At 40.8% G+C, this 24,576-nt stretch carries 25 protein-coding genes; 3 read left to right on the top strand and 22 right to left on the bottom strand.

Annotated features, from left to right (window positions below; translation table 11 throughout):
• Positions 1 to 330: 330 nt before the first annotated feature.
• The 6 genes from G4407_RS10180 to G4407_RS10155 all read right to left on the bottom strand — a co-directional run bounded on the left by G4407_RS10180 (position 331) and on the right by G4407_RS10155 (position 6,671).
• Positions 331 to 1,272, bottom strand: a complete 942-nt coding sequence (locus G4407_RS10180; protein WP_173688806.1) for a DUF4340 domain-containing protein — start codon at positions 1,270 to 1,272, stop codon at positions 331 to 333.
• A gap of 18 nt (positions 1,273 to 1,290) precedes the next feature.
• Positions 1,291 to 2,745 (bottom strand): Gldg family protein, encoded by a 1,455-nt coding sequence (locus tag G4407_RS10175; RefSeq protein ID WP_173688805.1) that lies wholly within the window; start codon positions 2,743 to 2,745, stop codon positions 1,291 to 1,293.
• A 12-nt stretch (positions 2,746 to 2,757) separates the two neighbouring features.
• Complete coding sequence (locus G4407_RS10170) at positions 2,758 to 3,624, bottom strand: ABC transporter permease (protein WP_173688804.1); 867 nt, start codon at positions 3,622 to 3,624, stop codon at positions 2,758 to 2,760.
• Positions 3,608 to 4,729 (bottom strand): ABC transporter ATP-binding protein, encoded by a 1,122-nt coding sequence (locus G4407_RS10165; RefSeq protein ID WP_173688803.1) that lies wholly within the window; start codon positions 4,727 to 4,729, stop codon positions 3,608 to 3,610. Before G4407_RS10165 ends, G4407_RS10170 begins: the two co-directional genes overlap by 17 nt.
• A 310-nt stretch (positions 4,730 to 5,039) precedes the next feature.
• Positions 5,040 to 5,840 carry a hypothetical protein gene (locus tag G4407_RS10160; protein WP_173688802.1) on the bottom strand — a complete coding sequence of 267 codons (801 nt, stop codon included), beginning with the start codon at positions 5,838 to 5,840 and terminating at the stop codon, positions 5,040 to 5,042.
• Between the two features lie 138 nt (positions 5,841 to 5,978).
• On the bottom strand, positions 5,979 to 6,671 hold the full coding sequence (locus G4407_RS10155) for a 5'-methylthioadenosine/adenosylhomocysteine nucleosidase (protein ID WP_173688801.1): 693 nt from the start codon (positions 6,669 to 6,671) through the stop codon (positions 5,979 to 5,981).
• Between the two features lie 190 nt (positions 6,672 to 6,861).
• Here G4407_RS10155 and G4407_RS10150 point away from each other — a divergent pair, with 190 nt between their 5' ends.
• Entirely contained in the window at positions 6,862 to 7,113 is a 252-nt protein-coding gene (locus tag G4407_RS10150; RefSeq protein ID WP_008374186.1) for a TIGR03905 family TSCPD domain-containing protein, read from the top strand.
• 452 nt (positions 7,114 to 7,565) lie between these two features.
• Here the strand turns inward: G4407_RS10150 and G4407_RS10145 are convergent, their stop codons facing one another.
• Positions 7,566 to 8,036 carry a DUF6147 family protein gene (locus G4407_RS10145; protein ID WP_173688800.1) on the bottom strand — a complete coding sequence of 157 codons (471 nt, stop codon included), beginning with the start codon at positions 8,034 to 8,036 and terminating at the stop codon, positions 7,566 to 7,568.
• Positions 8,037 to 8,094: 58 nt separating this feature from the next.
• Positions 8,095 to 9,093 carry a DUF4367 domain-containing protein gene (locus tag G4407_RS10140; protein ID WP_173688799.1) on the bottom strand — a complete coding sequence of 333 codons (999 nt, stop codon included), beginning with the start codon at positions 9,091 to 9,093 and terminating at the stop codon, positions 8,095 to 8,097.
• Between the two features lie 143 nt (positions 9,094 to 9,236).
• On the opposite strand from G4407_RS10140, the gene G4407_RS10135 reads away from it, so the two are divergent.
• A complete protein-coding gene (locus G4407_RS10135; protein WP_173688798.1) occupies positions 9,237 to 10,304 on the top strand; it encodes an undecaprenyldiphospho-muramoylpentapeptide beta-N-acetylglucosaminyltransferase in 1,068 nt (355 codons plus the stop codon).
• A gap of 78 nt (positions 10,305 to 10,382) precedes the next feature.
• Here G4407_RS10135 and G4407_RS10130 read toward each other — a convergent pair whose 3' ends face one another.
• Both G4407_RS10130 and G4407_RS10125 read right to left on the bottom strand, forming a co-directional pair.
• A complete protein-coding gene (locus G4407_RS10130) occupies positions 10,383 to 10,937 on the bottom strand; it encodes an RNA polymerase sigma factor (RefSeq protein WP_022220438.1) in 555 nt (184 codons plus the stop codon).
• Between the two features lie 17 nt (positions 10,938 to 10,954).
• The gene (locus tag G4407_RS10125; protein ID WP_008374196.1) at positions 10,955 to 11,368 is read right to left on the bottom strand and encodes an HIT family protein; all 414 of its coding nucleotides are present in this window, start codon (positions 11,366 to 11,368) and stop codon (positions 10,955 to 10,957) included.
• Between the two features lie 111 nt (positions 11,369 to 11,479).
• On the opposite strand from G4407_RS10125, the gene G4407_RS10120 reads away from it, so the two are divergent.
• Complete coding sequence (locus G4407_RS10120) at positions 11,480 to 12,211, top strand: ATP-binding protein (RefSeq protein WP_055248092.1); 732 nt, start codon at positions 11,480 to 11,482, stop codon at positions 12,209 to 12,211.
• A 94-nt stretch (positions 12,212 to 12,305) separates the two neighbouring features.
• Here G4407_RS10120 and G4407_RS10115 read toward each other — a convergent pair whose 3' ends face one another.
• The 12 genes from G4407_RS10115 to G4407_RS10060 all read right to left on the bottom strand — a co-directional run bounded on the left by G4407_RS10115 (position 12,306) and on the right by G4407_RS10060 (position 24,124).
• On the bottom strand, positions 12,306 to 13,058 hold the full coding sequence (locus G4407_RS10115; protein ID WP_055248090.1) for a DUF6382 domain-containing protein: 753 nt from the start codon (positions 13,056 to 13,058) through the stop codon (positions 12,306 to 12,308).
• Positions 13,055 to 13,471: a TadE family protein gene (locus tag G4407_RS10110; protein ID WP_055248087.1), complete on the bottom strand. Its 417-nt coding sequence runs from the start codon at positions 13,469 to 13,471 to the stop codon at positions 13,055 to 13,057. The genes G4407_RS10115 and G4407_RS10110 overlap by 4 nt, the downstream gene beginning before the upstream one ends.
• Positions 13,465 to 13,890, bottom strand: a complete 426-nt coding sequence (locus tag G4407_RS10105) for a prepilin peptidase (RefSeq protein WP_055248086.1) — start codon at positions 13,888 to 13,890, stop codon at positions 13,465 to 13,467. Before G4407_RS10105 ends, G4407_RS10110 begins: the two co-directional genes overlap by 7 nt.
• Positions 13,875 to 14,783 (bottom strand): hypothetical protein, encoded by a 909-nt coding sequence (locus G4407_RS10100; protein ID WP_055248084.1) that lies wholly within the window; start codon positions 14,781 to 14,783, stop codon positions 13,875 to 13,877. The genes G4407_RS10105 and G4407_RS10100 overlap by 16 nt, the downstream gene beginning before the upstream one ends.
• A gap of 32 nt (positions 14,784 to 14,815) precedes the next feature.
• Positions 14,816 to 16,183, bottom strand: a complete 1,368-nt coding sequence (locus tag G4407_RS10095) for a DUF5702 domain-containing protein (protein ID WP_055248082.1) — start codon at positions 16,181 to 16,183, stop codon at positions 14,816 to 14,818.
• A 37-nt stretch (positions 16,184 to 16,220) separates the two neighbouring features.
• The gene (locus G4407_RS17030; RefSeq protein WP_207734516.1) at positions 16,221 to 16,322 is read right to left on the bottom strand and encodes a Flp1 family type IVb pilin; all 102 of its coding nucleotides are present in this window, start codon (positions 16,320 to 16,322) and stop codon (positions 16,221 to 16,223) included.
• Positions 16,323 to 16,562: 240 nt separating this feature from the next.
• Entirely contained in the window at positions 16,563 to 16,937 is a 375-nt protein-coding gene (locus G4407_RS10085) for a DUF6262 family protein (RefSeq protein ID WP_029730553.1), read from the bottom strand.
• Positions 16,938 to 16,976: 39 nt separating this feature from the next.
• Positions 16,977 to 17,402 (bottom strand): DUF6262 family protein, encoded by a 426-nt coding sequence (locus tag G4407_RS10080; protein ID WP_226969289.1) that lies wholly within the window; start codon positions 17,400 to 17,402, stop codon positions 16,977 to 16,979.
• Positions 17,392 to 18,885: a tyrosine-type recombinase/integrase gene (locus G4407_RS10075; protein ID WP_117739178.1), complete on the bottom strand. Its 1,494-nt coding sequence runs from the start codon at positions 18,883 to 18,885 to the stop codon at positions 17,392 to 17,394. The genes G4407_RS10080 and G4407_RS10075 overlap by 11 nt, the downstream gene beginning before the upstream one ends.
• Positions 18,882 to 20,858 (bottom strand): tyrosine-type recombinase/integrase, encoded by a 1,977-nt coding sequence (locus G4407_RS10070; RefSeq protein WP_117739179.1) that lies wholly within the window; start codon positions 20,856 to 20,858, stop codon positions 18,882 to 18,884. The genes G4407_RS10075 and G4407_RS10070 overlap by 4 nt, the downstream gene beginning before the upstream one ends.
• 18 nt (positions 20,859 to 20,876) lie before the next feature.
• Positions 20,877 to 21,995, bottom strand: a complete 1,119-nt coding sequence (locus G4407_RS10065; RefSeq protein ID WP_117559407.1) for a tyrosine-type recombinase/integrase — start codon at positions 21,993 to 21,995, stop codon at positions 20,877 to 20,879.
• A 161-nt stretch (positions 21,996 to 22,156) separates the two neighbouring features.
• The gene (locus G4407_RS10060) at positions 22,157 to 24,124 is read right to left on the bottom strand and encodes an ATP-dependent DNA helicase (protein WP_173688797.1); all 1,968 of its coding nucleotides are present in this window, start codon (positions 24,122 to 24,124) and stop codon (positions 22,157 to 22,159) included.
• Positions 24,125 to 24,576 lie beyond the last annotated feature (452 nt).

Genomic DNA, 24,576 nt, shown 5'->3' with positions numbered 1-24,576 from the left:
TGCTTTTTGTCCTTGTTTTTTTCTATCAACCCCTTTTTCGCTACATTTTTACCTGTCAATAAGCATTTCGACTGTTTAATATGTGTAATTATATCGTTAAAAAACTATCTTTTCTTGTTATTTTGCATTATTTTATACAATTACCCGTTTTTTGTCTATAGATTCACAGCTGTCCATTTTTTTGCAATGTACAGAAAATCTGTAATCCAGCTACGAATTGTTTTACACAAACAAATACATTTACTGGGTAATAAAAAGGAACGATGTCGTTTGGTATAATTCAAAAAACATCGTTCCTCTTGCTTGTTATTTCATTTTCCCGCAGCCTTTTTACTCTACACTACTGTCCACTTTCCATCCAAGCGCTTTCTCTACCGTATCGATCAGTACCCGGCTTACTCTTTGTGAACCGTCCATCTGTACATAATAGTAGGTCGCACTGTCGTCCTTGCTTCCCACATAGAATGTAACTGTCTTTTCCTTATCATCATCCGACGTATCCTTGTAAGTCAGCTCCACCTTCGTCCGCTGATCTTCCGCAAGCCCGTAATTGCCAAGCGTCGCGTCCGTCACATGATAATCTGCACAATCTGTAAAATAGAATCCGGAAAGTGCTGTCATAATACTTGTGACAGTATCTTCCTGATCCTCATTGTCCGCTTCATAGGTTTTTACCTCGTCACCCGGTTTTGTCACAGTCTCTTTTACAAAGTTATCGGATGTAACTGTTACAAAGCTGTCCTTTTCAGCAACATCTGCAAGCTGCCATACCATTTCCGAAATCAGATCTGCCGATACCGTGTACACTTTTTCTGTTCCATCTTCCATGAAATAATAATTTTCGCCGGAAGCATTCCCGATTAGAAATTTATGTGCCTCGCCGTCCTTTCCGGTCAGCGTAAGATTATATTCCGGCGAATCAAATCCATAGTCCGAAAGGTCATCCGGATTCTTGATCTCTTTTACCGCCTGAATATCCGAAAATGCATCTTCCATATTTTGCATACTGCTCTCCGTCAGTGCGATCGTGGTGTCCGGCGCATACTCCCAGGTATCATCCTCTTTTACAAAGGACATTTCTTCCCCGGACGCTTCTTTATACTCGATCGACTCCAGCGAATCTGTCTCAAAAATATGCACCACTGCGTTTTCTTTTTTCTTCTCTTCTGTCTCTGACTTAGATGTATTCCATTTTTTCAGCCCGAAAAATGTAATGAGCAGAGCAAGCAGTACGAGCAGAAGGATTCCTATTGTCCTTGTTTTTTTCTCCATCTTTTTTCCTCCTGCCTCTTACGCTTTCCGTCTTCTCATCCAGATCACAAATCCAAGGATCAGAATTGCAAGCGGAATAATAAAGATCACAAGGATGCTGAATGCACCTGCATGCATCGGTGTGTTGGTCTCAGTCGAAAGACTCTTCGCTTCAATCGCAACATTGTTTACATTATCAAAATTCTCTGTCACTGAATTTACAAACAAAGTCAGGTTATCCAGTGTCGTCAGCTGATCTGTGATATCCGAGCTGATCATAGATGCAGAAGCAAGCACCGTAAGTCTTGCTGTCTTTGTGTCTGTATCCGTTGCATCACTCTTATCGTCTTCATCCTCGCTGTCCGAATCTGAAGAATCCGCAGAAATCGCATTGGTAGAAACGGCTCCCAGAATATACTGTCCCTGTGTCTGGTCATTTTCTGTCACTGCATATCCACTGTCTGATGTCTGCATAAATGGAGTAACCGTTAGATTGTCATTATCCGTATCTGTTTTCTCCATACCAGGTGAATTCAGCAGAAGTACCATTTGATTGCTGATGCCGCTTCCCATGTCACCACTCAGAGAAAGCTGTGGGAAGATTGCATAATAATTTCCCTGGTAACATCTCTGGGTATCTGCAATGTAACCACTGACTTTTTTCAGCCCGTAATCAGACATAATTCCGTCCAGATTTGGTGTGTCTGCAGTTGTATCTCCAAGAATCAGATAAACCTTCCCTCCATCATTCAGATAATTTTCAATGATCGTTTTTTCATCATCTGTAATGTCTGAAGTCGGCGCATAGAGGAACAACAGGTCGCAGTCGTCCGGGATTTCCGGACTCATACTCAGGTTGATTTCTTCCGTCTCCAGATTATTCTTGGTAAGCAGATCACTTACCGAACTTGAAAATGTCGATTCTCCGTGACCACTGGTTCGGTAAATCTTGCTCGTTTCCTCGCTGGTTACATAATTGATCGCACTGGTAAGCTGTCCTTCGCCATCGAAAGAACTTTCACTGGCACTTCCGGTCGTATAATAAGAGTAATAATCCGACTGGATAATATCTGAAAATGAAATCGTTGTAGATTTTCCGGTTGCATCACACGATACAACAATCACATTTCCATCGGTATTATATTTCTGAAGAACTGATGGATGCAGTACGCTGTCCACCCATTCCACTTTTACTTTGCCGGAAAGCGCCGCATATTTTTTCACAAACGTCTTGATCCGGGTATCCACAGAATCCTGTTCTGCGATCACCTTCAGATCTACTTTTTTGTCCAGCTTCTTCAGCATTTTTGTAGATACACTGCTGATATCGTACAGATTGTTGCTGCTGATATCAATATTTCTTACATTTTCCGGAAGCTGTCCTGCCACCAGATTGATAACGATCGCGATCGCGATCACGATCACCGCAAGCCCTACGCTGTAAGTTCCGTTCCGGGAAGACTTGCTGCTGAACATTTTTCTGATTTTTTCCATGTCTTCTCCCTCCTAACTCCAACGTCTTTTCTGAATGGACTGCATGGTCAGGAAAATAAATACACCTGCCACACTCAGATACATGATCAGTCCGCTCACGTCGAAAAGCTTGTTATATGCTACATTGTCAAATACATCTGCAAGATACAGTTTCTTCATGATGTTAACCAGAATATTTTCAAATAATGAGGACTTCACGAAGCTTACGATCACAACCGCGGCAACTCCGATTACTTCGATCAGTCCTGTAATCATCCAGTTTCCCGTCATCCGGTAAATGATCAGCGTCGCAATGGTAACGAGTACCACAATGCCGATCATGCCGCTTGTAGCTGATGTCGGGAGGAAATTGATCAGTCCTCCCCAGAGATAGATCAGAAGCAGAACTCCAAAGGTTGTTACTGCCGCAATGATCTGGCTTTCTGTGAGTGACGAAAGAAACATTCCGATTGCCAGATATACGCATCCGAGCAGGAAGAACATCAAGATCGACAGATAATCCACCTTCAGATACGCCGTTCCAAAGCTCTTAATGATAATTGGGAAAATGCAGAAGATCAGGCACGGTACCGCAAATACCGTCACCATCGCAAGGTATTTTCCCATCACGATATCGAATAATTTCACCGGTGCGGCAAGAAGAAGCTGGTCCGTCTTGTTCTTCCGTTCCTCCGCAAATGAACGCATGGTGAGCATCGGGATAATGATGATCAGCACATAGTTGATGTTCATCAGAACGTATGAAAAATACGGATATCCCGAATTTAAGTTGTACGCCATGAAATAGATTCCCGTGAAGATCACAAGAAATGCGATCAGGACATAGCCTGTCATTGATTGAAAATAGGATTTTAATTCTCGCTTATAAATTGCTGTCATTTTCGAGATCCTCCTTTTCATCCTCACTTGTCGGAACGGCATTTTCTTCCGGCTCTTCATCCATCTCAGTCAGCTCGTTCTCTTCTGCCTCTTCCTGCGCATTTTTCTTATGCCACTTTGCCATCCAGCCTTTCTTTTCGCCGTCCTTCATCGCTTTTGCGGCTGCGGGTGTGCTTCCCTGTGTCAGCTCCAGGAAGACATCCTCCAGCGTCGTGCGGCTGTGATACAACATAAGTAACGGACATCCCGCCTGTGCAAATGCCATAAATACTGCTTCCCTGATATCTTTTCCAGCCTTCGGGAACAGGCTCGCCTTTACCGTTCCTTCTTCTTTTCCGTGTTCCACGGATGCCTTCTGAACATTGCCGATTGTGCCGATGACTTTCCGTACCGTCTCTTCATTTCCCTTTGCCAGAATTTCCACTGTCTGCTGATTCGTCAGAAGCTTTTCCAGATTCTCCGGTGTATCACTTGCCACCAGTTTTCCTTTGGAAATGATCATAATATAATCGCAGACTTCCTGGATCTCTGCCAGAATGTGCGAGCTTAGGATCACGGTATGCTCTTTTGCCAGCTCACGGATCAGTTCACGGATCTCAATAATCTGCTTCGGATCCAGTCCGACCGTCGGTTCATCCAGAATGATGATCTCCGGAAATCCAAGGATCGCCTGCGCAAGTCCGACTCTCTGCTTATAACCTTTGGACAGGTTCTTGATCAGCCGGTCCTGTACATCCATGATCTTCACCATCAGCATGACCTTCTCAATCTGCTCTTGCCGTTCCTTTTTCGGGATCTTCTTCAGCTCCGCTACGAACCGCAGGTATTCATTTACCTTCATATCCGTGTAAAGCGGTGGCATCTCAGGCAAATAACCAATACATTTTTTTGCCGCCTCCGGTTCCTCCAGTATATTGTGCCCGTTGATCAGCACTTCACCTTCTGTGGCGCCAAGATAGCCTGTCATAATATTCATCGTTGTGGACTTTCCGGCACCGTTCGGTCCCAGAAATCCATAGATCTGACCGGTATCTACAGTAAAATTCAAATGATCTACAGCCAGATGTGAGCCGTATTTCTTTACAAGATTTTTTACCTCAATCAATGTTGTTCCTCCTGACTACAAAATTTCATGCTTTTCAATTATACGGATGATTTGTGAAACTTCTGGGGGCAGTCTGTGTTCATTCTGTGTTTTTTCTGTGAAACTGTAAACTGTAAAAGTGTACCACCTGCCCGATAATAATAGAAATACCGATATCTGGAATCAACTTTTCCACATATCGGTATTTTATGATGTGCGTGTCAAAAGTAAATTCTGTCACTCACTGATGTAACCAGATTGCTCCATTGCTACGCAATTCCCGTAATCCCCGAACACCTCAAGCTCCCATAAAATGGCGGATTCGCGCCGGTCAGGCGAGGAACTCTTCCAGGATTTCCCGGATCCTTGCCTCTTTTGTCGGCTCCAGCTTGTCGCCGGTGTCTTCCGGATGGAATCTGGAACCGGCTGTGTCTTCTGTATACCGTTTTTCATTCACAGAAACGGCATTTACAGGAGCTGCGCTTGCAGGCACGGTTTCTTCTGAAAGTGGTCTTTGTTCCTGTTCAGAATACGCAGATTCATTTTCCTCCACATCCATTTTCTCCGGAATCTCATCCGCTCTCTGAACCGTAACCTGGATTTCTTTCTGATTGGTCTTCTCATAGCGATGAGCATATGTATTTTCCAGAAAATCTACCATATAGGTTTTCGCTGCCTCCAGCTGATAGGCATCATCCGCAAGCATCCGGAGTAAAAAGAGCGCCAAAGCTCCCATACCGCCCAAAATACCATATCTGTAAAGTCCCTGTTCCCTCTCCCCCGCTGCATAAGCAAGCGCTGTTCCTGTGGCTCCAAAGATAAGGCAGAGCCAGATGCTCCCCTTCGCCCACTGTCTCCAGGTGTGCAGCCGCACGCCAAGCACCCGGTATTCATACAAATATTTCTCTACAAATGCACCAACATTCTGTACTTTATCACTCACCATACACCCATGCTCAAATTTCGCCCTTACAAGCCGCATCAGCGGATGATTGCTTTTACTCATGTTACTTGCTGCTCTTACCAGCTTTTTCAGTGAAATCCCGGTAATCAGTCTTGCAATCGCGCCGATCCCGATCATCACTCCCGTCAGAAAAAATACCGTTTCTCTCACCACGAACATTTCCAACATAAAAAGAATCCTCCTTCTTAGATTTACCGTCATTATACCGTAAACCTCCGAATTTGGATTCCCTAATCGTTCGCCACAATCCGACATCCTGTCTGGAAAATGACGCTGCTTTTTTGTTTTACTTTGCTGCCTTACGCATTACATTCTTTCTACAAGACCTTTGACAAGCCCTACATAATGGGTGATTGCCATCTTCACAAACTCCGGATAATCCATCGTTGCACTGTTGTCAGCTTTGTCCGAAATTGCACGAATAATGACATACGAAACTTTATTCAGATATGCGGTCTGCGCCATTGCTGCGCCTTCCATCTCCGCACACTTTCCATCAAATGTCTTTACCAGATATTCTTTCTTCTCCTTGCCGGAAATAAACTGATCTCCGCTGAGCACTCTTCCGGTAAATGTCTGAATGTCCGGATTCACTTCTTTGTTTACTTCCACTGCCAGCTCCACAAGCTTCTTATCCGCCGGGAAAGAAAAGGTATCCATTCTCGGAATCTGTCCTACCGGATCGCCAAGCATACTTACATCCATGTCGTGCTGAACTGCATCTGTAGAAATCACGATATCCCCGATGTTGATATCTGCATCCAGAGAACCTGCCACACCTGTATTGATCAGTGTATCCACACCAAAACAGTCAATCAGAATCTGTGCGCAGATTCCCATGTTGACTTTTCCGATACCACTTCTTACAACTACAACTTCCTTGCCACTCATGATACCCTTGACAAAAGTCATTCCGGCGCGTTCCATCGTATCCTGAACTTCCATCGATTCCTTTAAGATTGCAACCTCTTCATCCATTGCTCCGATAATTCCTATCATTTGAAAATCCTCCGTTTTTCCTACATATTGTTTTTATCTATATCTATAGATTTCCCTTCAAAATTACAATAGCTATTATATCAGATTTCTTATAATATGCACTAGCATTTTCTTATAAGGCTGTGTTATAATCATTGAGGCAATTTTATAAGACACAATAATAGTATAAATATAAAGGAGGATTATACTCATGGAATTTACACCACACGGCGTCTGTTCTAAGAATATTCACTTAGAAGTAGATGAAGCTGGACGTATTCATAATGTTGAGTTCACAGGCGGATGTAACGGTAACTTACAGGGCATCGGACGCCTCGTTGAAGGGATGGATATTCACGAAGCAATTTCACGCATCGAAGGTATCAAATGCGGATACAAAGCAACATCCTGCCCGGATCAGCTTTCACTTGCTTTAAAAGAATATTTAAGCAATAACCAGTAATCAAATAATTTTTTCGCAATTTTGCGTCAAAACAAGCAGGTCAGGAATTATCCCGACCTGCTTGTTTTGGTCTAATTCAGTTTAACATTAGTTAGGTTTCTTGCTTGCTCTGATGTTCCATACTCACATACTTCACGACCGGGTTGTATTATTTGGTCATATGCTTTCTGTCCAATCAGAAAATACATTTATTAGTTGTGGTCTTTACAGTTCTGTTCGCCCTCTTGTCAGTCTGCAAGACCGGAGATGTTGAACTTTATCAACCTGCAATTCAGGCAGGTGTTAAAAGGAATCTTCCCATCTCCCTCCCTCATATTGTTCCCTCGTCCTTACTTTCGCTAACTGCCGCACCAGTTGATAGTCGTATGGATATTTTATAAAAATTATTTTTTTTTTGGTGGTGCGGGGTAAGTTAGAGTGGGTAAGGGGTTGGGATGTTTGGTTTGTGATTTTTAGATGTAAATGCCGTCTGTGTACGAATCACTTACGTCTGAGTTTGCGTAATGTACGCAGCATACTCGATAATAATATCCAGTTGGTACAGACAATGTTTTACTTGTACTTACATAAACAGAATTATAGTTTGTTTCAATCCATGAGGTATAGTATCCCCATTTTCCATTTACATATCTTTCTACTTTCACATCTACTGTAATTTTGGAAACCGATTTCTGCCCTACTGTGTTTCCTCCTGCACCAATTTTGCCTGGACCTACTTTTGTAATTGTTGATGATCCGCTTTTCAAATATACGCCTCTACTCATTGAGCCAACTGTCACTTCTGACGAATCGTTATTTGTCAAATAAGAGCCATCAACACACTCTGGTGCATCCGATGCCTTTGCAACTCCTTGTGTACTGATAAACAATGTACAAACCATAATCATTGTCATAATCAGCGACAAAATTTTACTTTTTTTCACCTTTCGCCTCCTCTCTACACTATATTAACAATTGAGCGCGAAAAATCTCACGCCATATTTAAAAAAAATACAAATTTTTTAAAAGTTCTTTAAACTCGTCCTCATCCATAGTTGCATTGATCGTATAAAATACATCTTCATATGTAAATTGTGCTATATTTTCTTTATTACCATCAGGTAATTCATATTGAAAAATATCAATATTATTACCAGCTACTTTAATTTGTTCCTCCTTAATTTTTTTATCTTCTACATCATATCCATGAGATTGCTCCTTATAATTAAAAACTATTTGATATTCGATTATATTTTTTTTATTATCGTAAATCAGACAGACTCTCTTTAACACTTCATCTATATCACTCTGTACCAATGACATCTCCTTTGATGTTATTCTTAATCTAACAACATCACCTCCAAATTTTTCTTTAATATCTTCATACACTTTCGACTCATCATAAACATCAACTTTATTCTTATCTCCATCCTCCCTTTCCGTATTAACCTTCACCATTTCTCTATCACCAATAATATCATTCAACACCCTGCCAAAGAACGGCGTCCCACCAATACTCACCATACTCCACATCATAGCAAGCACAGCCACGATCGCCACAATTCCATATGCCTTCCAGTGCCGTTTTCTCTTCTTAACTTTCTTCTTCCCGGCTTTCTTCTCGATCTCTTCGTTCGTACCGTCGTCACTTGCTTTATTATCTGTTTCATGCTTCACATGCTCAATTGGCACAACATTATCTATATAACTGTCACTCTCCACATCTTTCTTAAGCCGATCCTTCATATCGTTCCCGCCGCGAAGTGCCTGAACCTCTCGTCCGAGACGGATTGCCTCCTTGTCGGCATCTGACAGTTTTTCATATGCTTTCTGCTGTTCTTCATATTCTTGGATTTTACTCCACATCTTTTCATCCAGGTCTTCTGGAAAGGAAATGTCCTGCAGTGATTCGTCCGAGTCCATTTCTTCCATGATTTCCCCGGCTTCTTTTTCCAGTTCAGCTTTTAAAAGCTTACCCAGATTATCTTCATGTTTTTCCATTTTAAACCTCATTCTTTTGGATTTCTTTTCCCTTTAACTTGACCTTTTTCCTTCACCTGTTTAATATTATGATATCAGGGCAGTCTCTCTGCCTGTATCAACTGCGAATCTTAATTCGCACCATCAATGGGAGGATTTTTATTATGAAACGCATCATTCTGACCGGCGGAGGTACTGCCGGACATGTTACACCTAATATTGCACTGCTTCCCCGTCTTCGGGAACTGCAGTATGACATACATTACATCGGTTCTTACAACGGTATGGAAAAGCAGCTGGTTGAACAGCAGGGAATTCCATATCATGGTATCTCTTCCGGTAAGCTCCGCCGGTATTTCAGCCTTCAGAACTTTACGGATCCGTTCCGTGTCCTGAAAGGCTTCAGTGAAGCCAACCGCCTGATCAAGCAGTTAAAACCGGATGTAATTTTTTCAAAAGGTGGATTTGTAAGTGTTCCTGTTGTTATTGCAGGAAAGAAGAACCATGTTCCTGTTATTATTCACGAATCGGATATGACTCCGGGACTGGCTAATAAGCTTTCCATTCCTTCAGCTGCAAAAGTATGCTGTAACTTCCCGGAAACTTTAAGTTCTCTTCCTCAGGATAAAGCTGTCCTTACCGGATCCCCTATCCGTCAGGAGCTTTTCACCGGAGATAAAGAAAAAGCCCGCGCTTTCTGTGGTTTCAAGGAAGTAAAACCGGTTATCCTGATCGTCGGAGGAAGTCTTGGTGCAGTCGCAGTCAATAACGCAGTACGCAAGATCCTTCCTGAACTCTTAAAAGAATTCCAGGTTGTTCATCTCTGTGGTAAAGGCAAGCTCGATGAAAAGCTCACCGGTCTGGACGGCTATGTTCAATTTGAATATATTCAGGATGAACTGAAAGATCTCTTCGCCCTTGCCGATGTTGTAATCTCAAGAGCAGGTGCAAATGCAATCTGCGAATTGCTTGCTCTTCGCAAACCAAATCTTCTGATTCCACTTTCAGCTAATGCAAGCCGTGGTGACCAGATTCTGAATGCCCGTTCTTTTGAACGTCAGGGATTCAGTATGGTTATGGAAGAAGAAGAGCTTACAGATGAAAAGCTTCTCGTAGCTGTCCACAAGCTTTATGATTCCCGTGAAGACTTCATAAATGCAATGAATCAGTCTTCTCAGCAGGATCCGATCAAGACAATTATCGGTCTGATCGAAGATGCTGCTTCCAAATAATTTTTTAACAACAGTTATTTACATTGTTCAAAAACAGGTGCCGGAACGACACCTGTTTTCTTTACATATCCATCGGTGCTATTTTGTGTAATCATCAGAATTGTAATGTATCTTTACCCATTTTCTTGCTCTGTACAGTACACCCGTCAGTGCTTGGATACTGATCCCCATAGATTCAGCCACATCTTTTTGTTTTCTCTCCAGACAGTAAACCATGGTAATTGCTTCGTACCAGTTTTCATTTTCTTCGTACAATGCATCCAGAATCGTCCATCCATAACCCACTTTTTCTTTTTGTAAAATTTTGTGGAATACATGCTCCTCTGCACTTTCCGCATATTCCTTCGAGTACAGATCCGAAAACAGCTCAATATCTGCCTTCGGACATTCTCTTGCCCGCTTCTTCATATAATTGATAGCTGTATTTTTCGTTGTTGTTACCAGCCATGCCGCCATGTATTCTTCATCCACTGTATCAAAGTGTGTATATAGTTTTAGAAAAACCTCCTGGAATATCTCTTCCGCTGACTCTTTGTGACTGCCAGAATAATCCATTGCTATCCGATAAACGTTGAACTTATTTTTATGGTACACGTTCTCGAATTCCTTTTTATTCTTATTCTGAAAACTCACTCCAGTACCTCACTATTTTATTTTTCTTTCAGTTTTTCCAGGATTTCATCCCGATCTTCATCTGTAAGTTTACCCGGTTTCCAGCCGAATCCGCTCTTGTCATTTTTATATCTCGGAATCAGATGCATATGGAAATGGAATACGGTCTGACCGGCCACTTCCCCGTTATTCTGTACGATATTATATCCGTCACATCCAAGTACATCTTTTAATCTTGTTGTGATCTTCTTTGCAAGCTTAAATGCTTTTCCTGCCAGTTCTTCATCAATAGAATAAATATCTGCCGCATGTTCTTTTGGCAGGATCAGTGCATGTCCCTTTGTCGCCGGTCCAAGATCCAGAATTACTCTGAAATCATCATCCTCATATATGGTTGCAGATGGAATTTCTCCATTTGCGATTTTACAAAAAATACAGTTCTCATCCCTCATGTTTTTTCCTTCTTTCTACATTTTCTTCGATTAATCTCGAATTTGTTTACGAACCAGACTTTCAATGATAAACTACAACTACTTTATATCATGGAAAGGATGGTCGTTACCATGCCATTTACTGCAAATGATTATGAAAAGTTACATCAGATTATGAATTCCAGTCCGGAAATTCGTGAATTACTTCAGAAACTCCTGGATTCACAGCAATATACAATCAGCAAGATCAGTCATGAAGTTCGCAATCCACTGACGCTGATCTACAGTACCTTTCAGCTCATAGAGTCCAGTCACCCTGAAACCAGAGATTTCAGCCACTGGTCAGAGCTTCGCGAAGACATCGAATACACAATCTCTCTGCTGCAGGAGCTGTCTGCCTATAATAACAGTGAACATCTGCATCTGAGCACGTTTTCTGCACAGGACTTTTTGGGACAGATCTGCCTGTCCTTTGCCGCCTCCTGCGTAGATACCGACATTGGATTCTCTTCTCTGATAGCCCCTGATCTTCCATCTCTGACGGCCGATAGATTAAAGCTGCATGAAGCGATTCTCAACCTTTTAAGAAACGCCCGTGAAGCCATTTCGTCTGCCGGTTCAATCCGTCTGGAAGCAGTCCTCAAAGATCAAATGCTTCAGATTACCATATCTGATACCGGATGTGGAATCTCACCGGAATATCTCGACACGATTTTTGATCCTTTTGTCACTTACAAACCAGGCGGCACCGGTCTTGGTCTTGCCATTGTCAGCCGGACAATCACAGCTCACGCCGGAACAGTAACGGTTACTTCCTCCTGTGGAAAAGGCACTTCTTTTTTGCTTTTGTTACCAATTACATAATCATTTTTATTATAAAAAACACGTAATTATTTTACAAGTACTTCTTTCCATAAACTGGAAAATGTAGTAAAAAGAAAAACATGTCCTATCTTACTTATTCCTCTGAATCATCCGCCATTATCTCATCCCATTGGGATTCCCGTTTTTTTCTACGTTTCTGAAGGCGCTGATTCAGAAATCCCCAGACGCTCTGCCTGTCCTTTACAACCTGCCCTTTCATTTCCTGTTCTGCAATCCAGTCATCCAGGATCAGTTCCTCCTGCAGATCATATCCTGCTTTTTTCTCCGGCTGTATACTCTCCATTTCATTCTCCTTTTTCTCCAGTATCCGCTCCAGCGCATACTCAATATTATAATTTTCTTCCATTGAAGCCTTATGTAATTCATATGCCAGATAGACTGCCTCTTTCTGTTCATAATCTGTCTCCCTGACAAAATACTCTGTAAGCTCATGAAACTTTTCCAGAATATTACCTTCCAGTCCCGGACAATAACAAAAGTAATAAATTTCATCCGATACATAAATATGTCCCGGATCCAGGCTCAGACAGTTCACGTCCAGCAGATAATTCTTCACTGCATAAAGCACCTGGATAAACTGTCTCATAAACTTTTCCAGATCTGCAAATTTCCAGTGCTCTTTTTCTCCCCTTGCCTTCACGGATATCTTCCCACTGATCTCGTAGCGGTACTGGCTTTTATCATCTTTTCCCTGCCCTCTTACCGACAAGAGTCCGGGAATCGCATTTTCCATCAGCATCCGCATCTGATAATCTTCTTTATATAGCTCATCTGTTTCCAGAATCATCCAGGCATGATGTAAATCTCTTTCGTACTCTTCTCTCATTCCTCCTGGTTCCTTTCTACAATCTCCTGCAATACTTTTTTCCTGCGTATTTTTTCCTCTGGCACGGTCAGTGCCGCACTACGTTTAACAGATACGCGCATTTTTCTCTTTTGCGCTCCTGCTGTCACTTCAAATTCATCTTTTACTACCACAGTTTCCACCGATACTGTATCAAAAAATATCAGTTTGTTTTCAATTCTTTTCTGAAAATACTGCTCCATTTTTCCATCTTCTATTTCCTTTTTCCATCGCCATTCTTCACTTCCGACAATCGCGGTCTCATATGCCGCCCCACCGATAATATTTTTATCATGGTAATAAAAAAGTGCGAAAATGACTGCCATCCAACAAAGCAATACTACCGGCATCAGATACGCCATCTCAACTACTGTACTTCCTTTTAGCTTTACCATATAAATGTCCCCAGATAGCCGATCAGAAGAAAAGGATAAAATGACATTCTTGTCGTCCGTTTCCATTTTCCGCTCCAAAGACCGGCTCCTGCTACCATCGCAGCCACAAGAAATGCAAGCATCAGCATTCCAAGCAGATTCCAGATCCCTAGAAAAATACCCATATTCAGGATCATCCAGCTGTCTCCGTACCCTATTCCCTCCTGTGACCATTTCGATATCATGAGAAATACAATTCCACATCCCAGTCCGGCAACCCATACACTCCAATGCATCCGTCCAAATAATGCACGGTACAGAATCGCCGCACAGCTTCCTGCGAGCAGATATTCTGTCGAGATTTTCTGATATTTTATATCCTGTGCTGCTCCGAATCCTAAAAAAAATAATCCTGCCAATTTTGCTATTTTCCACCACATTTTGAACATGCTCCTTTTCCTTTTACTTCTGACAGCGGAACTGTATAAACTTTTCTCTTCAGTCCGCTGCATGATAATGAAGTATGATAACGATCCCCGTAATCTGTGACATAGCAGTTGTCATCATTTCCCGGCATCCATCCACACCGTTCACACAAATGATAAATTCCTCCACTGCTGTTTCTCAGTTCCCCTAACTGTGTTTTCGCAACACTGCGCACGGACGGTTCCAGATAAGTGCACTGATAATTCCGGTGATATACGATCCCTGTTTCTGTCACATATACAAGTTCATTATCTCCAATTCCTGCTTCGTAGGTCTTTACATAACCGGTCCATGTCTTCATCCTCATTTTTTCTTTATAATGCAGTACCGGAATATGAAAGACAGGAACCGGCAATTCTACTTCATATTCTGCCGTCAGTTCCAGCACTCCCATTCCCGGTATCGCCCAGGATCTTTTACAGCTGACTCCTCCGCTTCCGCCAACAATCATACTTCGATCCATTCTTTCTTTCCCGACCGCATTTACAAGATCTGCATGCAGACTTATCGGGTTCAGCACCGGAATTTCTGCAAAACTCTCTGCCACCTGCTTTCCTGCACTCTGCAGTCCGCATCTTACTGCAGACTGGATGCTTCTGAGCTCCAGCATCCAGATCAAACTCACCGCCGCATATAGGAACAGCGGAACACAAAGTACAGCTTCTACTGTTACCGAGGCAGATACAGATGCCTTTTCTTTGACACAAGATATGGCGATCAAATCAGGTAGAAAATCAAATCCTTCCTCCTTTCTGCGAATATCAAATATGTGTTTGTAATTCAATATTTTTCTATACATCATCAAAGGAATTTTATTTATTATTTCGATTGTCCTCAGAAAAGACACCTGTATCCACCTCCTAACATTTTCATTTTTTGTTACTGATATTGATATAAAATATGATACTGATACCGGATTCCTCTTCTCAGATAACATGTCATGTCAAAGTCTGCTCCTGATACGCAGGCATCTGCCCGAAAAAACGTTTTCTCCATTCCGGATCGCAGATTCATTTCCACCAGATCCAATGCTCTCATCGACAGTTCTTCCTTTGATTTTAAAACCAGCATCATTTGCAGATACTGCTCATAAGAATTTCCCTCTTCTGTCTCCTTCCCTTCCGGAATACTTCTGTTCTTTGCCAGTTCAAGCAGACCATCCAGCGTCAGATTCCAGCTCTCCTTACTCTTTACAGCCGGAACCTTCTTCCCTGCCAGAAGCGTCTTAACATCCGTAAGGCTTTCTCCATAAGCCCATGCAAGAAGCAGCGCATGCTTGATCACAGGTCCGATCTCCGGTGAAAGAAACACCGCACTCAGTGTCGTTGCAAGGGTATCTACCTCCATTTGCATGTCCTTATCGGTCAGCAAATATCCATAATTCACTGCAAATCGAAGGATTCGGATTCTCCCGATCACATATTCCAGATTGTCCTTGTCGCTCGCCTTTCCTCCTAACAAATACTCCATCTCATAGTCCAGTACCGTATTCTTTTTCTTATTTGCAGCATTGCCAAACTTATCTATAAGGTACAGATTGAAAAAAATGGTATCTCCGGCTCCATTATCTTTTTCCTTCATGGTTCCGTATCCCTGCCTGAGCTTTCGGTTCGATACAGTCTCTTCTGACTTTACAGCTTTCGATGACAGCGTAAATCCTTCCGGGCTGACCAGATTTAACAGTGCTTGCGCCTGTATATCCACAATATCCGCCAATGGATTATTTTCTGCAGGAAGTTCCTCTTTTTCACTTTCCAGCATCTGGTCAAGTTCTTTACTCGTCTCTATATTCTCTTTCCCATATTCATTTGCTTTCAGTTCCTGCTCCTTCCATTCGGATACCTTTCCCGTCAGATTCTCTATCGCCGCAGCTCCTGTCTTCATTTTCTCGTATTCAACCGCCTGCCGCAGAAATTCTTTCCCATTCTGGTCTGTCAGATAACGGATTGCCGCAATCTCTGTTTCTATATTTTCTGCCCCGTAAAAGGACAGTCGGTTTAAAATATTTTCTTCAGACATTGTTCCGGATTCATAACTGCCTTCTATTGCAAAAATACCATATCGCTCCAGAAGATCTTTCTGATATTCTGCAAACACAGATTCCACTGCCCTGCCTGCGTCTGCTCTTCTCTCATTCTTTGCCAGCTGGATCGAGGCACTTTCCAGCAAAGCCCCAACCAGAGTAAGAAGCAGAAGAAAGACCAGGCTTAGAAACACAGTAATCTCTCCCTTTACCATTTTTTTCATCTCTGTACACACTCATTTCTGAAATAAAATTTTTATTTTAGATTCCTGAACTTTCATTCGTTATTTTTTCAAATATTTTAGTTACAAGTTCATTAAGCTGTTTCTTAAAAATGATAACCAGACCGATAATGACGACCATAAATTTAGCCCCTGTCTTTTTCATGCCTCAAAAGCCTTATAAACACTGGATTTAACCATATAGACCAAAACGTATCATTCGTCTATTTTCTTTGTTTTTTGCACTTTTTGTATGTTGTGTGCATTTTGTAGCCAGTATTTTTATTTATTCATATCTATACAAAACAAGACAGAATGTACTTGCTTTTTTACTGTACATTCTGCCTTGAATCATTCAAATTCAAATATTTAATTTTTCCTTTTATACTTTAGATATTTTTCTTACTCTTGCCAATTCTTCTCGCAACTCTGCATTTTCTTTTTCCAATTTTTTTATTTTTAGTTTCAATTCCTGTATAGTCGTTTTTGCATTAACTAAAGTTCTTTCCATAGCCATATCAATAATAATCTGTTTCGGATTATACGTTACGCTCTGTTGATGCATAGCTTCATTTACCACCCTGCGCATTTCTTCATTTCGATAAAAAAATCCTTTAGAAAAGCCTGTTTTTTGAATCAATGCAGCAACTGTTATTTTTTCTTTTGATTCCAACATTTCTTGAATTTCCCGTTTTGCGGTTTCTACCTTCTGTTTGCTACGTTCCAAACTACATTCGACCATTTTATCGTATTTCATAGATTATCGTCCTCTCAAAAAACTTGTACCACACCATTCTCACAATTTTTTTAGAACAGAAATTTCTTTCCTACTGACCCGTTTATTCAATTTCTCTAGTTCTTGCTGCAACAGTTCATTTTTTCTTTTCAATTCCTGATTTTGTTCTGCTAATTTCTCGTTCTCTGCTTTGGCTTTTAACAATTCAATTTTCAACTCAATTACTGAATTTTCAAGTTTTCTGTCCATTGCAACCGGATGTCTATTCTTAAAAATTGCTTCCTGTCTATGTATTGCGTCATCCATTTCTCTTCTGATAAGCTCATTTTTATAAAAAAATCCTCTAGAAAGCCCAGTTCTTTTTACCAGCTCTGCTACGGTAATTCTTTCCATATTTTTAAGCATATCAGATATTGTATTTTTTGCAATATTCATCTTCCTCTGACTCTCAGCCTGCGTAATCGCTACCATCTTATCATATTTCATAATCATCCCATCCTTCTATGATATCTAATAGGATCATGTCCATTTTTTCTCTTGCAGCTCTCGTTTCATCTGCCATCAGTTTATTGCCAATTTTTCGATAATGATGTACCGAATATATGGAGGTATGCCCCAGTAGCTTAGCTATCATCCAGTCATCCACATGCATTTCTGTCAATTTCTTTCCATAACAATGTCGGAAAATATGGGTTCCAAACTTCAGAAACTCTCCATTATCATCCCGGATATCTTCCTGGCGGATCATTGTCATAATCTGATTTTGAATCATGCTATATTGATAAGGCCTAGTTGGATCATCTTTTTTTGCAAAAATGTAAGTTGTTTCTCCATACCGTTCCTTTGTATAATCAATTGCTTTCATAATCAGTTGTGCCACTTCTTCACTGATGGCTTTTTCATAGGTGACTGACTTCACCTGATCAATCCTTATAAAATATCGATTATTCCGCATGCTTAGGCAGTCTGTCTTTAAGGTCAGCGTATCTGAAATCCTCGTTCCCAGTAATTGATGGATAATCAGTGCCCTACATATCTGCTCATCCATTTTGAAAATGTGTTCGTTTAATCTTTTGATTTCCGCATCTGAGTAAAATTTGAATACATGCCTTGGTGTACTTGGGAAATCATTACTCAGAAATAATTCGCTCATGTACTGTCGTTCATATAAATTCCCAACATCTTCTATTACCCTTCGTAGTGCATATAGGTCAGATCTATAATTTTTCCGGTCATGTGCTTCCGTCTGAAGATATATCAGATACTCTTCTATATGCATCCGTTCCAGATCCTGCAGCGATTGAATGTCCAAATATTTTCTTTTAAGAAATTTTGAGAACCGCTTTACTGCAGCTATTTCACTATGAATCGTTCCTAAAGGGGAATATTTTAAATGCATAAAAATTACTTTTTTTACTTCTTCCCGAATATCTGGCTGTACAATTTTAGTAAAGTTAATCGTTTCCGTATTCTTGATTGGATTTCTATAAATAGGAAAATCAAAGTTTTTAAGAGTCCAGATATCTTTTTCCTGCTCATCCCTGCCATCCTCTTCTTCCAGAAACTTCAAGATTTTTTTCATATGCCTTACAATGCTAGGACTTTCAATTCCTATTTTGTCATATGCAGGCCGATATTTTTTGCTTGATAAAGCATATCCTCGTTCCAGCATCCATCCTTTTAACATACGGATGATTTTTTCTTCTTCTCTGGCATCAAGGCTTTGTATTTTCCGATCAATCAGAAATTCCCGAATATTATTATAATAGGTCACTTCACTTGCCATGCTGGACGGTGCGAGCATTTTTCCTCTTTCCCATATAAATTCTTCCAACTTTTCGGCAAGTTCTTCTGATGGCAATCCTTCCAGATTAAAATACCGTTCCGGGCTGATACGCATTCTCTGAATCTGCTCTTCGGATGCTACCTTGTAGCAGTCCAGCTCATATATGTAAATTCTTTTTTTCATTTTCTTTCACCACGCTTCTTAGCTTTAATGGTAGAAGCCAAGTCATTTTCCGGTTTCTTAAAGTAAGTATCACTTGCTTTTTCAATTCTCTTTGGCATGAAGTCTACATACTGTTTTGTCATCTCTTCGGAAAAATGTCCTAAATAATCTCGGATTGTCTGTATAGAAACATCCTCATCATAAAATTGGGTAGCCAGCGTATGCCTATAGTCATGGGTTTTGAAGATATAACTGCCATCTGCAATTCCATTCTTATCACAGTATTGCTGAAACTCTTGTCGGAATGTTGTTCCCCGGTACGCTCCACCATCCTTCCCTTTAAAGATATAATCTTTCGGACGAATGTGTTCACGCTCAATATACTTACGCATGATTCTATACATCACAAGCGGTATTGGTATCATTTTATCTGCCTTCATCTTGATCTGATAGACTTTCAACCATGCATCTTCTCCATCCCAGTAATATGCATCCCCTTTTAACGTACACACTTCGCTGATTCTCAATCCAGTACACCACAAGTGTAAAAATATCAATCTTGGAACTAGCGGAAATGCATACAGCTTATGCAGGATTTCCATATAAACTTTTTCTTCCACCGTTCTGTCATGATGCTCTGGATATGTCTTTTTCAGGTAATACTCCGGTTTAAAGGGTATCTCCTTCATATATCCTCGGACATTTAAAAACTGATAAAATTTTATATAATGCACAATTCTTTTATTGAATGTATCATCTTTGGTATCCTTTTCTTCCAGTTTCCTAAAATAGTCATCCAATTGATTTTCATCTACCTGACAAATGGATTCTTCTTCCTTAAAATATTCCAGAAGTCTTTTTACCTCATATAGTTGTCCTCGGATATTTGCTATCGTCAGTCCACCAATTCCAACATGATATTTGGCATATTCCTGTAACAATTCTCGATTCTTTTTGTTAGTCACTTCTATAAAACTCAATCGCTGTACTGGATTGCTTGGGTTAAGCCGATCTTCTGACAGGTGAAAGCGTTCCATATACCACACATTGGCATGCCAATGAATTTCTGGTGCTGTTAAAAATAAGATTTTCCGACTATTGTCAATAATCTGCATAGAGTTTTTCACATTGACCACTTTCTGTTCCACGATTTTCTCAAATCGTTGGATCTGTTCTAATTCCAATCCTTCCAGATCATCAATCTCTTCCTCCACACAAAAATCATATAACCAGTGTAATGGCAATAAATAGCGAACTCTTCTCTCTTTGGGATCGTCTCGATACAAATTATCTAGAATATAATTCAATAGTAGAAAAACCTGCTTTTTTAATTTTTCAGATGCTCTTCTAAAAAAATCCCACACCAGTTCCTGTTTATCTCGGACATATTCAAAATCCTTAACCAACTCCAAATCTGGTAAGTATGGCAGGAATACAACCTGTGCTTGATATTTCCTCCGGTGTTCGATTCTTCCCGGCAGACTTTCTATTTCTTTTTGGATACTATACTGCTTGATATGATCGAAAACCTTTAAATATCTCATCACACTCGCTTCATCCCACATTTTTTTCAGTTCTGCTTCATAACGGCTTCGTACCGTATAATCAATCTCTTTGATATGATGTATTCCCTGCCGGATTAGAAACCGTTTGATGTTTCCCTTCAATGCCTCATCTGACACTTGGCTTTCTCGGATTTCTAAGAGTAGCTCTCCATATTCTGTTTCTATCCAATACTTCTGTATCTTCCGTAATGCGGATGACTGCTCTTTCACCTGCTTTTTCGTATAATTCCCACTATCCAACAAAGTTTGTTTGTATTCCCGCAAATCTTGTTCTTCTGCTAAAATCACATCATAGATTTCTCTTTGGATAAGGAATTTCTCTGCTTCTTCCCATAATTCTCTCTGCAATATTCCGCCTGACATAAACTGCCTGTGAAGATGCTGTATCTCTTCCTTGCGTTCTGCTTGTAGCAATCGAATTGCAGACACTTGATCGCCTCCTCTTTTTTATAACAAATTCTGAACACCATACATTGCTTGATGCCTGTTATAAAAAGCATCACTGACTTCTATTAGTTCATCCTCTGTTATATTCAGATATTTCATAGTCGTTTCGATATTCCGATGCCCGAGTGCTTGACTAATCATTTCTAATTTCCATCCATCTTTTCGTCTTGCATTTGCAAAATAATGCCGGAGCATATGTGGAGATGCTTTAATTCCCGTCTTTCTCTCCAATCTGCGTAACATGGCATATACTCCACTTCCCTTAAAAGGCTTTCCAACGTAATCACCTGAGACATTAATAAATAAATATTCCTGTCCTATAATCAGTTCCTTATAGTCTTCAATATAAAACATTAAAATATCAAATGTTGCGTCGCTGATTTTGGCTCTTCGAAGTTCTGCGTTTTTAGCTCTTGCCCCATTCTCATTATCATCTCGAAAGTTGACATATATTATATGTTTCTCATAGTCTATATCCTCTGCGTATCGTACACCTAAGAGTTCCCCTATTCTAAAGCCTGTTTCTGCTAATAATAAAAGCAGAACCTGATCGCGGCTGTTTGCACATTCTTGCAACAACACTACAATCTTGTCCTGCTCAATGGTTTTTCCTTGATGTCCTTTTTCTTTTAAATATCCTCGAAAACTCTTCCTATTCAATACTTTTCTGATACCGATGGAATTTCGCACAATCATTTGCGTATCTGATAATACCTTCAAGCTTTCCGAATGCTTGTTTTCTTGCTCCATAAAGGTATAAAATCTGAATACTTCTTTTAAATATGCATTGCATGTCTCATTATTAGGAAGTTTTAAATAATCTTCCCTGCTATGCATACCAGCTTTTAACCAAATCAGGAAATCTGTAAAATGTTCATGCTGTTCAATATATTTCATTTGATAAATATCATCCAAACAAAGTTGCTTTTCATCCAGAAAATTCAAATAATAAGATAATGCAAAGGCACTTCTTTGTATGGTATTCGGTGATATCTTTGACCTTTTCTTATGCATTAGATATTTAGAAGGTAAATATACAATATCTCCGCTTTCGTTTTCTCGAATAAAATAAAATTTTTCTTGTTTATCCATCTGCATTTCTACGATATATTTTGCCATATTAATACCTTTCTTCTAAATCTCTAACGCTATACACAGTATACCCACTTCATGTTCAAATAGCTATTCAGCAATACCACCAATTCCACCGAAAACACCCCAGAAATACCACCAAACATTTCGTCGTAAACTCGCTGTGATTGTAGCAAAACCACGGGCATTTACAGGTAATATTCCACACCCTTCCGGTTTCTGATAAAACGCTGAACATCCTTGATGTCTTCTGCCATCTTACACTTCGGAAGTGCACACATCACTTCCTCATGATATCTTCCGTCTTCTCCTGCACGCTCATCTAAGATGGTCACAACACAGGTGTCTGTCTCTGTGCGGAGCGCACGTCCGAACCCCTGCCTTAGTTTTTTCTGCATATCTGGAACGACCACTGCCTGAATGTAATCTTTCAGACAATCATATTCTTTCTTCTGAGCCTCACTGATGGGATCTGGAACAGCGAACGGCAACTTTACAATAATTAACGAAGATACCATATCTCCGGGAAAGTCTACTCCTTCCCAGCAGGATCCAGCTGCGAAAAGAACCGCATTGTCTGTCTGTTTAAATCTCGTGATTTCTTCTGGGGAATGTCTCCACACCTCGATCATCGGGAAAGGGATCTCATCCCGCAACATCTGATATACATTTCCCATCAGGTGATAGGATGTGAACAGCACCAATGTATGTCCGTAAGTCGAACAGATTAACGAATGGATATGGTCAGCTATCATCTCTGTTTCTTCCTGACTTCCTCTTCTGCACTTTTTCAAATCTTTTGGCAGATATAACAGACAGTTTCTCTGATATTCAAATGGAGAGTCTGCCACATATTCATGTACCCTCTGTACTTTCTGCAATCCTGTCATCTTCCGGATATGGGAAAATCCCTGTCCGGTTTTTAATGTTCCACTTGTCAGGATTGCGCCCATTCCTCTGCTCCACAACATCTGGTCAAGATACTGTGGAATCCGCCTGCTGGAAGCACACAATATGATCCGATGTTCCTGATCCTGTTTCAAATGTAGCACATACTTCTTATCCTGATGGAAAAAGCATTCCAGCACACTTCTGGTTTCTTCCAGCTTGTTTCTGATCCACTTCGGAATCTTCTTTTCTAATTTTTCTATGATCTTATTCATGGTCTGTATCCCTTCATATAAATACATGGCACACTCTTCTGTCATGTAAAATTCTTCTTTTAACCCGTATCTGGTTCTGTGGTTTTCTCCTATCACATCCAGCACCATCCGGATCGTCCCAGACAGTTTTCTTATCTCCGGGCCCTGATATTCTTTTCCAAGATAAAAGCAGATCTCCCGGATATCATCATAACACAGGCTCTTCCCGAACATCTGCTTTGCCGCATCCGGCAGTTTGTGTGCTTCATCTACAATCAATGCCCGATAGTCTTTTAATAACGGGCGGTAATCCTGCAGTCTATGATAGCCATCTGCCAGCAGATAATTATGGTTGCAGATCTGGATGAACATTTCATCATCTCTGGAATGTTCCAGATACTGCTGATACCTACAGGAACCTTTTTTCGGGCATTCCCTTGAGCAGAACTTCGGCACGCTTACCATCCTTCTGTCAAATCCGCTTAATCCGGACACTTCATCCATGTCGTAGTGTTCTTTCAGAGACAGCAGTGCTTCTTTCTGCAATGCATTTTTATTTTTCTCTTTGATTGCAACGATTCGTTGCGCTAATCTCTCATCACAGACAAAATGCTCTTTTCCCTTTCGGATGACAGCTTTGATCGGCGCCTGAATTGTCCCGTTCTCCTGAAGAATCCGGGAGAGAAAAGGGATATATTCCGTAAGAATTGCTTTCTGGAGTGCAATGCTGGAAGTAGATATCACAACCGGACGCTGTTCGTATGGGGAATATCCGTCTGCAAGAAGAGAATACTTTCTCATCAGAACACAAGCCACCAGATAGGCATACGTTTTCCCGATACCGACACCTGCGTCACACAGTGCTATATTTCTTCCCAGCAGGTTATCCAGCATTTCATGGCATAACAGAATCTGTTCTTCCCTTACTGCCATTCCATGTTCCGGGAACAGCACCCGAAAGATCGTATCAATCTCCCGATGCGCTCTTTTTAAATATTCTTTTGTGTAATACATAATTTGTTACCTAATATGCGTGCTGATACCACATCAATACGGCTGTAAAGGAATAACTCCCTACAGCCGCATGTATCTGATATCAACGACACATTCTTCCTTGATTTCTTATACTTTTGATTTTTGGCATTGTATTTGTCCTCGACTCCCCCTTTGCCTTACGGGAACATTACAGGCGGATGCTTGGCATCGCACCGCTCATGGATTTTCTAAAGGTCTTGCTGATTACAACCCAAAGTCCATCCCCTGCTCACTGGCAGTTCCTATGTATCATTATCCCCTCGTAAGTGATCTTCGCAAAAGACCGCCACGATCCTTGTTTCAGTTAAAGATGATTCGCTCGAAACAAAAACACCACAAAAGAACTCTGCCTCTCACTTTCTGGTCTGATTTCTTTCATGCCCTTTTCATCTGTCCTCGCGTCTTCCTGCCACGCTTCTACTTACGGGAAC

It is taken from the genome of Allocoprococcus comes, from assembly GCF_013300725.1.
Taxonomy (GTDB): Bacteria; Bacillota; Clostridia; order Lachnospirales; family Lachnospiraceae; genus Allocoprococcus; species Allocoprococcus comes_A.
This window is presented reverse-complemented; position numbering and strand designations above follow the sequence as displayed.

Bases quoted from the DNA above. Each gene is read 5' to 3' on its own strand.
- G4407_RS10065 (WP_117559407.1), bottom strand. From the start codon at position 21,995: ATGGCAAAATATATCGTAGAAATGCAGATGGATAAACAAGAAAAATTT.
- G4407_RS10060 (WP_173688797.1), bottom strand. From the start codon at position 24,124: ATGTATTACACAAAAGAATATTTAAAAAGAGCGCATCGGGAGATTGAT.
- G4407_RS10125 (WP_008374196.1), bottom strand. From the start codon at position 11,368: ATGAGGGATGAGAACTGTATTTTTTGTAAAATCGCAAATGGAGAAATT.
- G4407_RS10105 (WP_055248086.1), bottom strand. From the start codon at position 13,890: ATGTGGTGGAAAATAGCAAAATTGGCAGGATTATTTTTTTTAGGATTC.
- G4407_RS17030 (WP_207734516.1), bottom strand. From the start codon at position 16,322: ATGGTCGTCATTATCGGTCTGGTTATCATTTTTAAGAAACAGCTTAAT.
- G4407_RS10150 (WP_008374186.1), top strand. From the start codon at position 6,862: ATGGAATTTACACCACACGGCGTCTGTTCTAAGAATATTCACTTAGAA.
- G4407_RS10085 (WP_029730553.1), bottom strand. From the start codon at position 16,937: ATGAAATACGATAAAATGGTCGAATGTAGTTTGGAACGTAGCAAACAG.
- G4407_RS10180 (WP_173688806.1), bottom strand. From the start codon at position 1,272: ATGGAGAAAAAAACAAGGACAATAGGAATCCTTCTGCTCGTACTGCTT.
- G4407_RS10155 (WP_173688801.1), bottom strand. From the start codon at position 6,671: ATGATAGGAATTATCGGAGCAATGGATGAAGAGGTTGCAATCTTAAAG.
- G4407_RS10160 (WP_173688802.1), bottom strand. From the start codon at position 5,840: ATGTTGGAAATGTTCGTGGTGAGAGAAACGGTATTTTTTCTGACGGGA.
- G4407_RS10140 (WP_173688799.1), bottom strand. From the start codon at position 9,093: ATGGAAAAACATGAAGATAATCTGGGTAAGCTTTTAAAAGCTGAACTG.
- G4407_RS10095 (WP_055248082.1), bottom strand. From the start codon at position 16,183: ATGAAAAAAATGGTAAAGGGAGAGATTACTGTGTTTCTAAGCCTGGTC.
- G4407_RS10120 (WP_055248092.1), top strand. From the start codon at position 11,480: ATGCCATTTACTGCAAATGATTATGAAAAGTTACATCAGATTATGAAT.
- G4407_RS10110 (WP_055248087.1), bottom strand. From the start codon at position 13,471: ATGGTAAAGCTAAAAGGAAGTACAGTAGTTGAGATGGCGTATCTGATG.
- G4407_RS10135 (WP_173688798.1), top strand. From the start codon at position 9,237: ATGAAACGCATCATTCTGACCGGCGGAGGTACTGCCGGACATGTTACA.
- G4407_RS10075 (WP_117739178.1), bottom strand. From the start codon at position 18,885: ATGAAAAAAAGAATTTACATATATGAGCTGGACTGCTACAAGGTAGCA.
- G4407_RS10175 (WP_173688805.1), bottom strand. From the start codon at position 2,745: ATGGAAAAAATCAGAAAAATGTTCAGCAGCAAGTCTTCCCGGAACGGA.
- G4407_RS10080 (WP_226969289.1), bottom strand. From the start codon at position 17,402: ATGAAATATGATAAGATGGTAGCGATTACGCAGGCTGAGAGTCAGAGG.
- G4407_RS10115 (WP_055248090.1), bottom strand. From the start codon at position 13,058: ATGAGAGAAGAGTACGAAAGAGATTTACATCATGCCTGGATGATTCTG.
- G4407_RS10170 (WP_173688804.1), bottom strand. From the start codon at position 3,624: ATGACAGCAATTTATAAGCGAGAATTAAAATCCTATTTTCAATCAATG.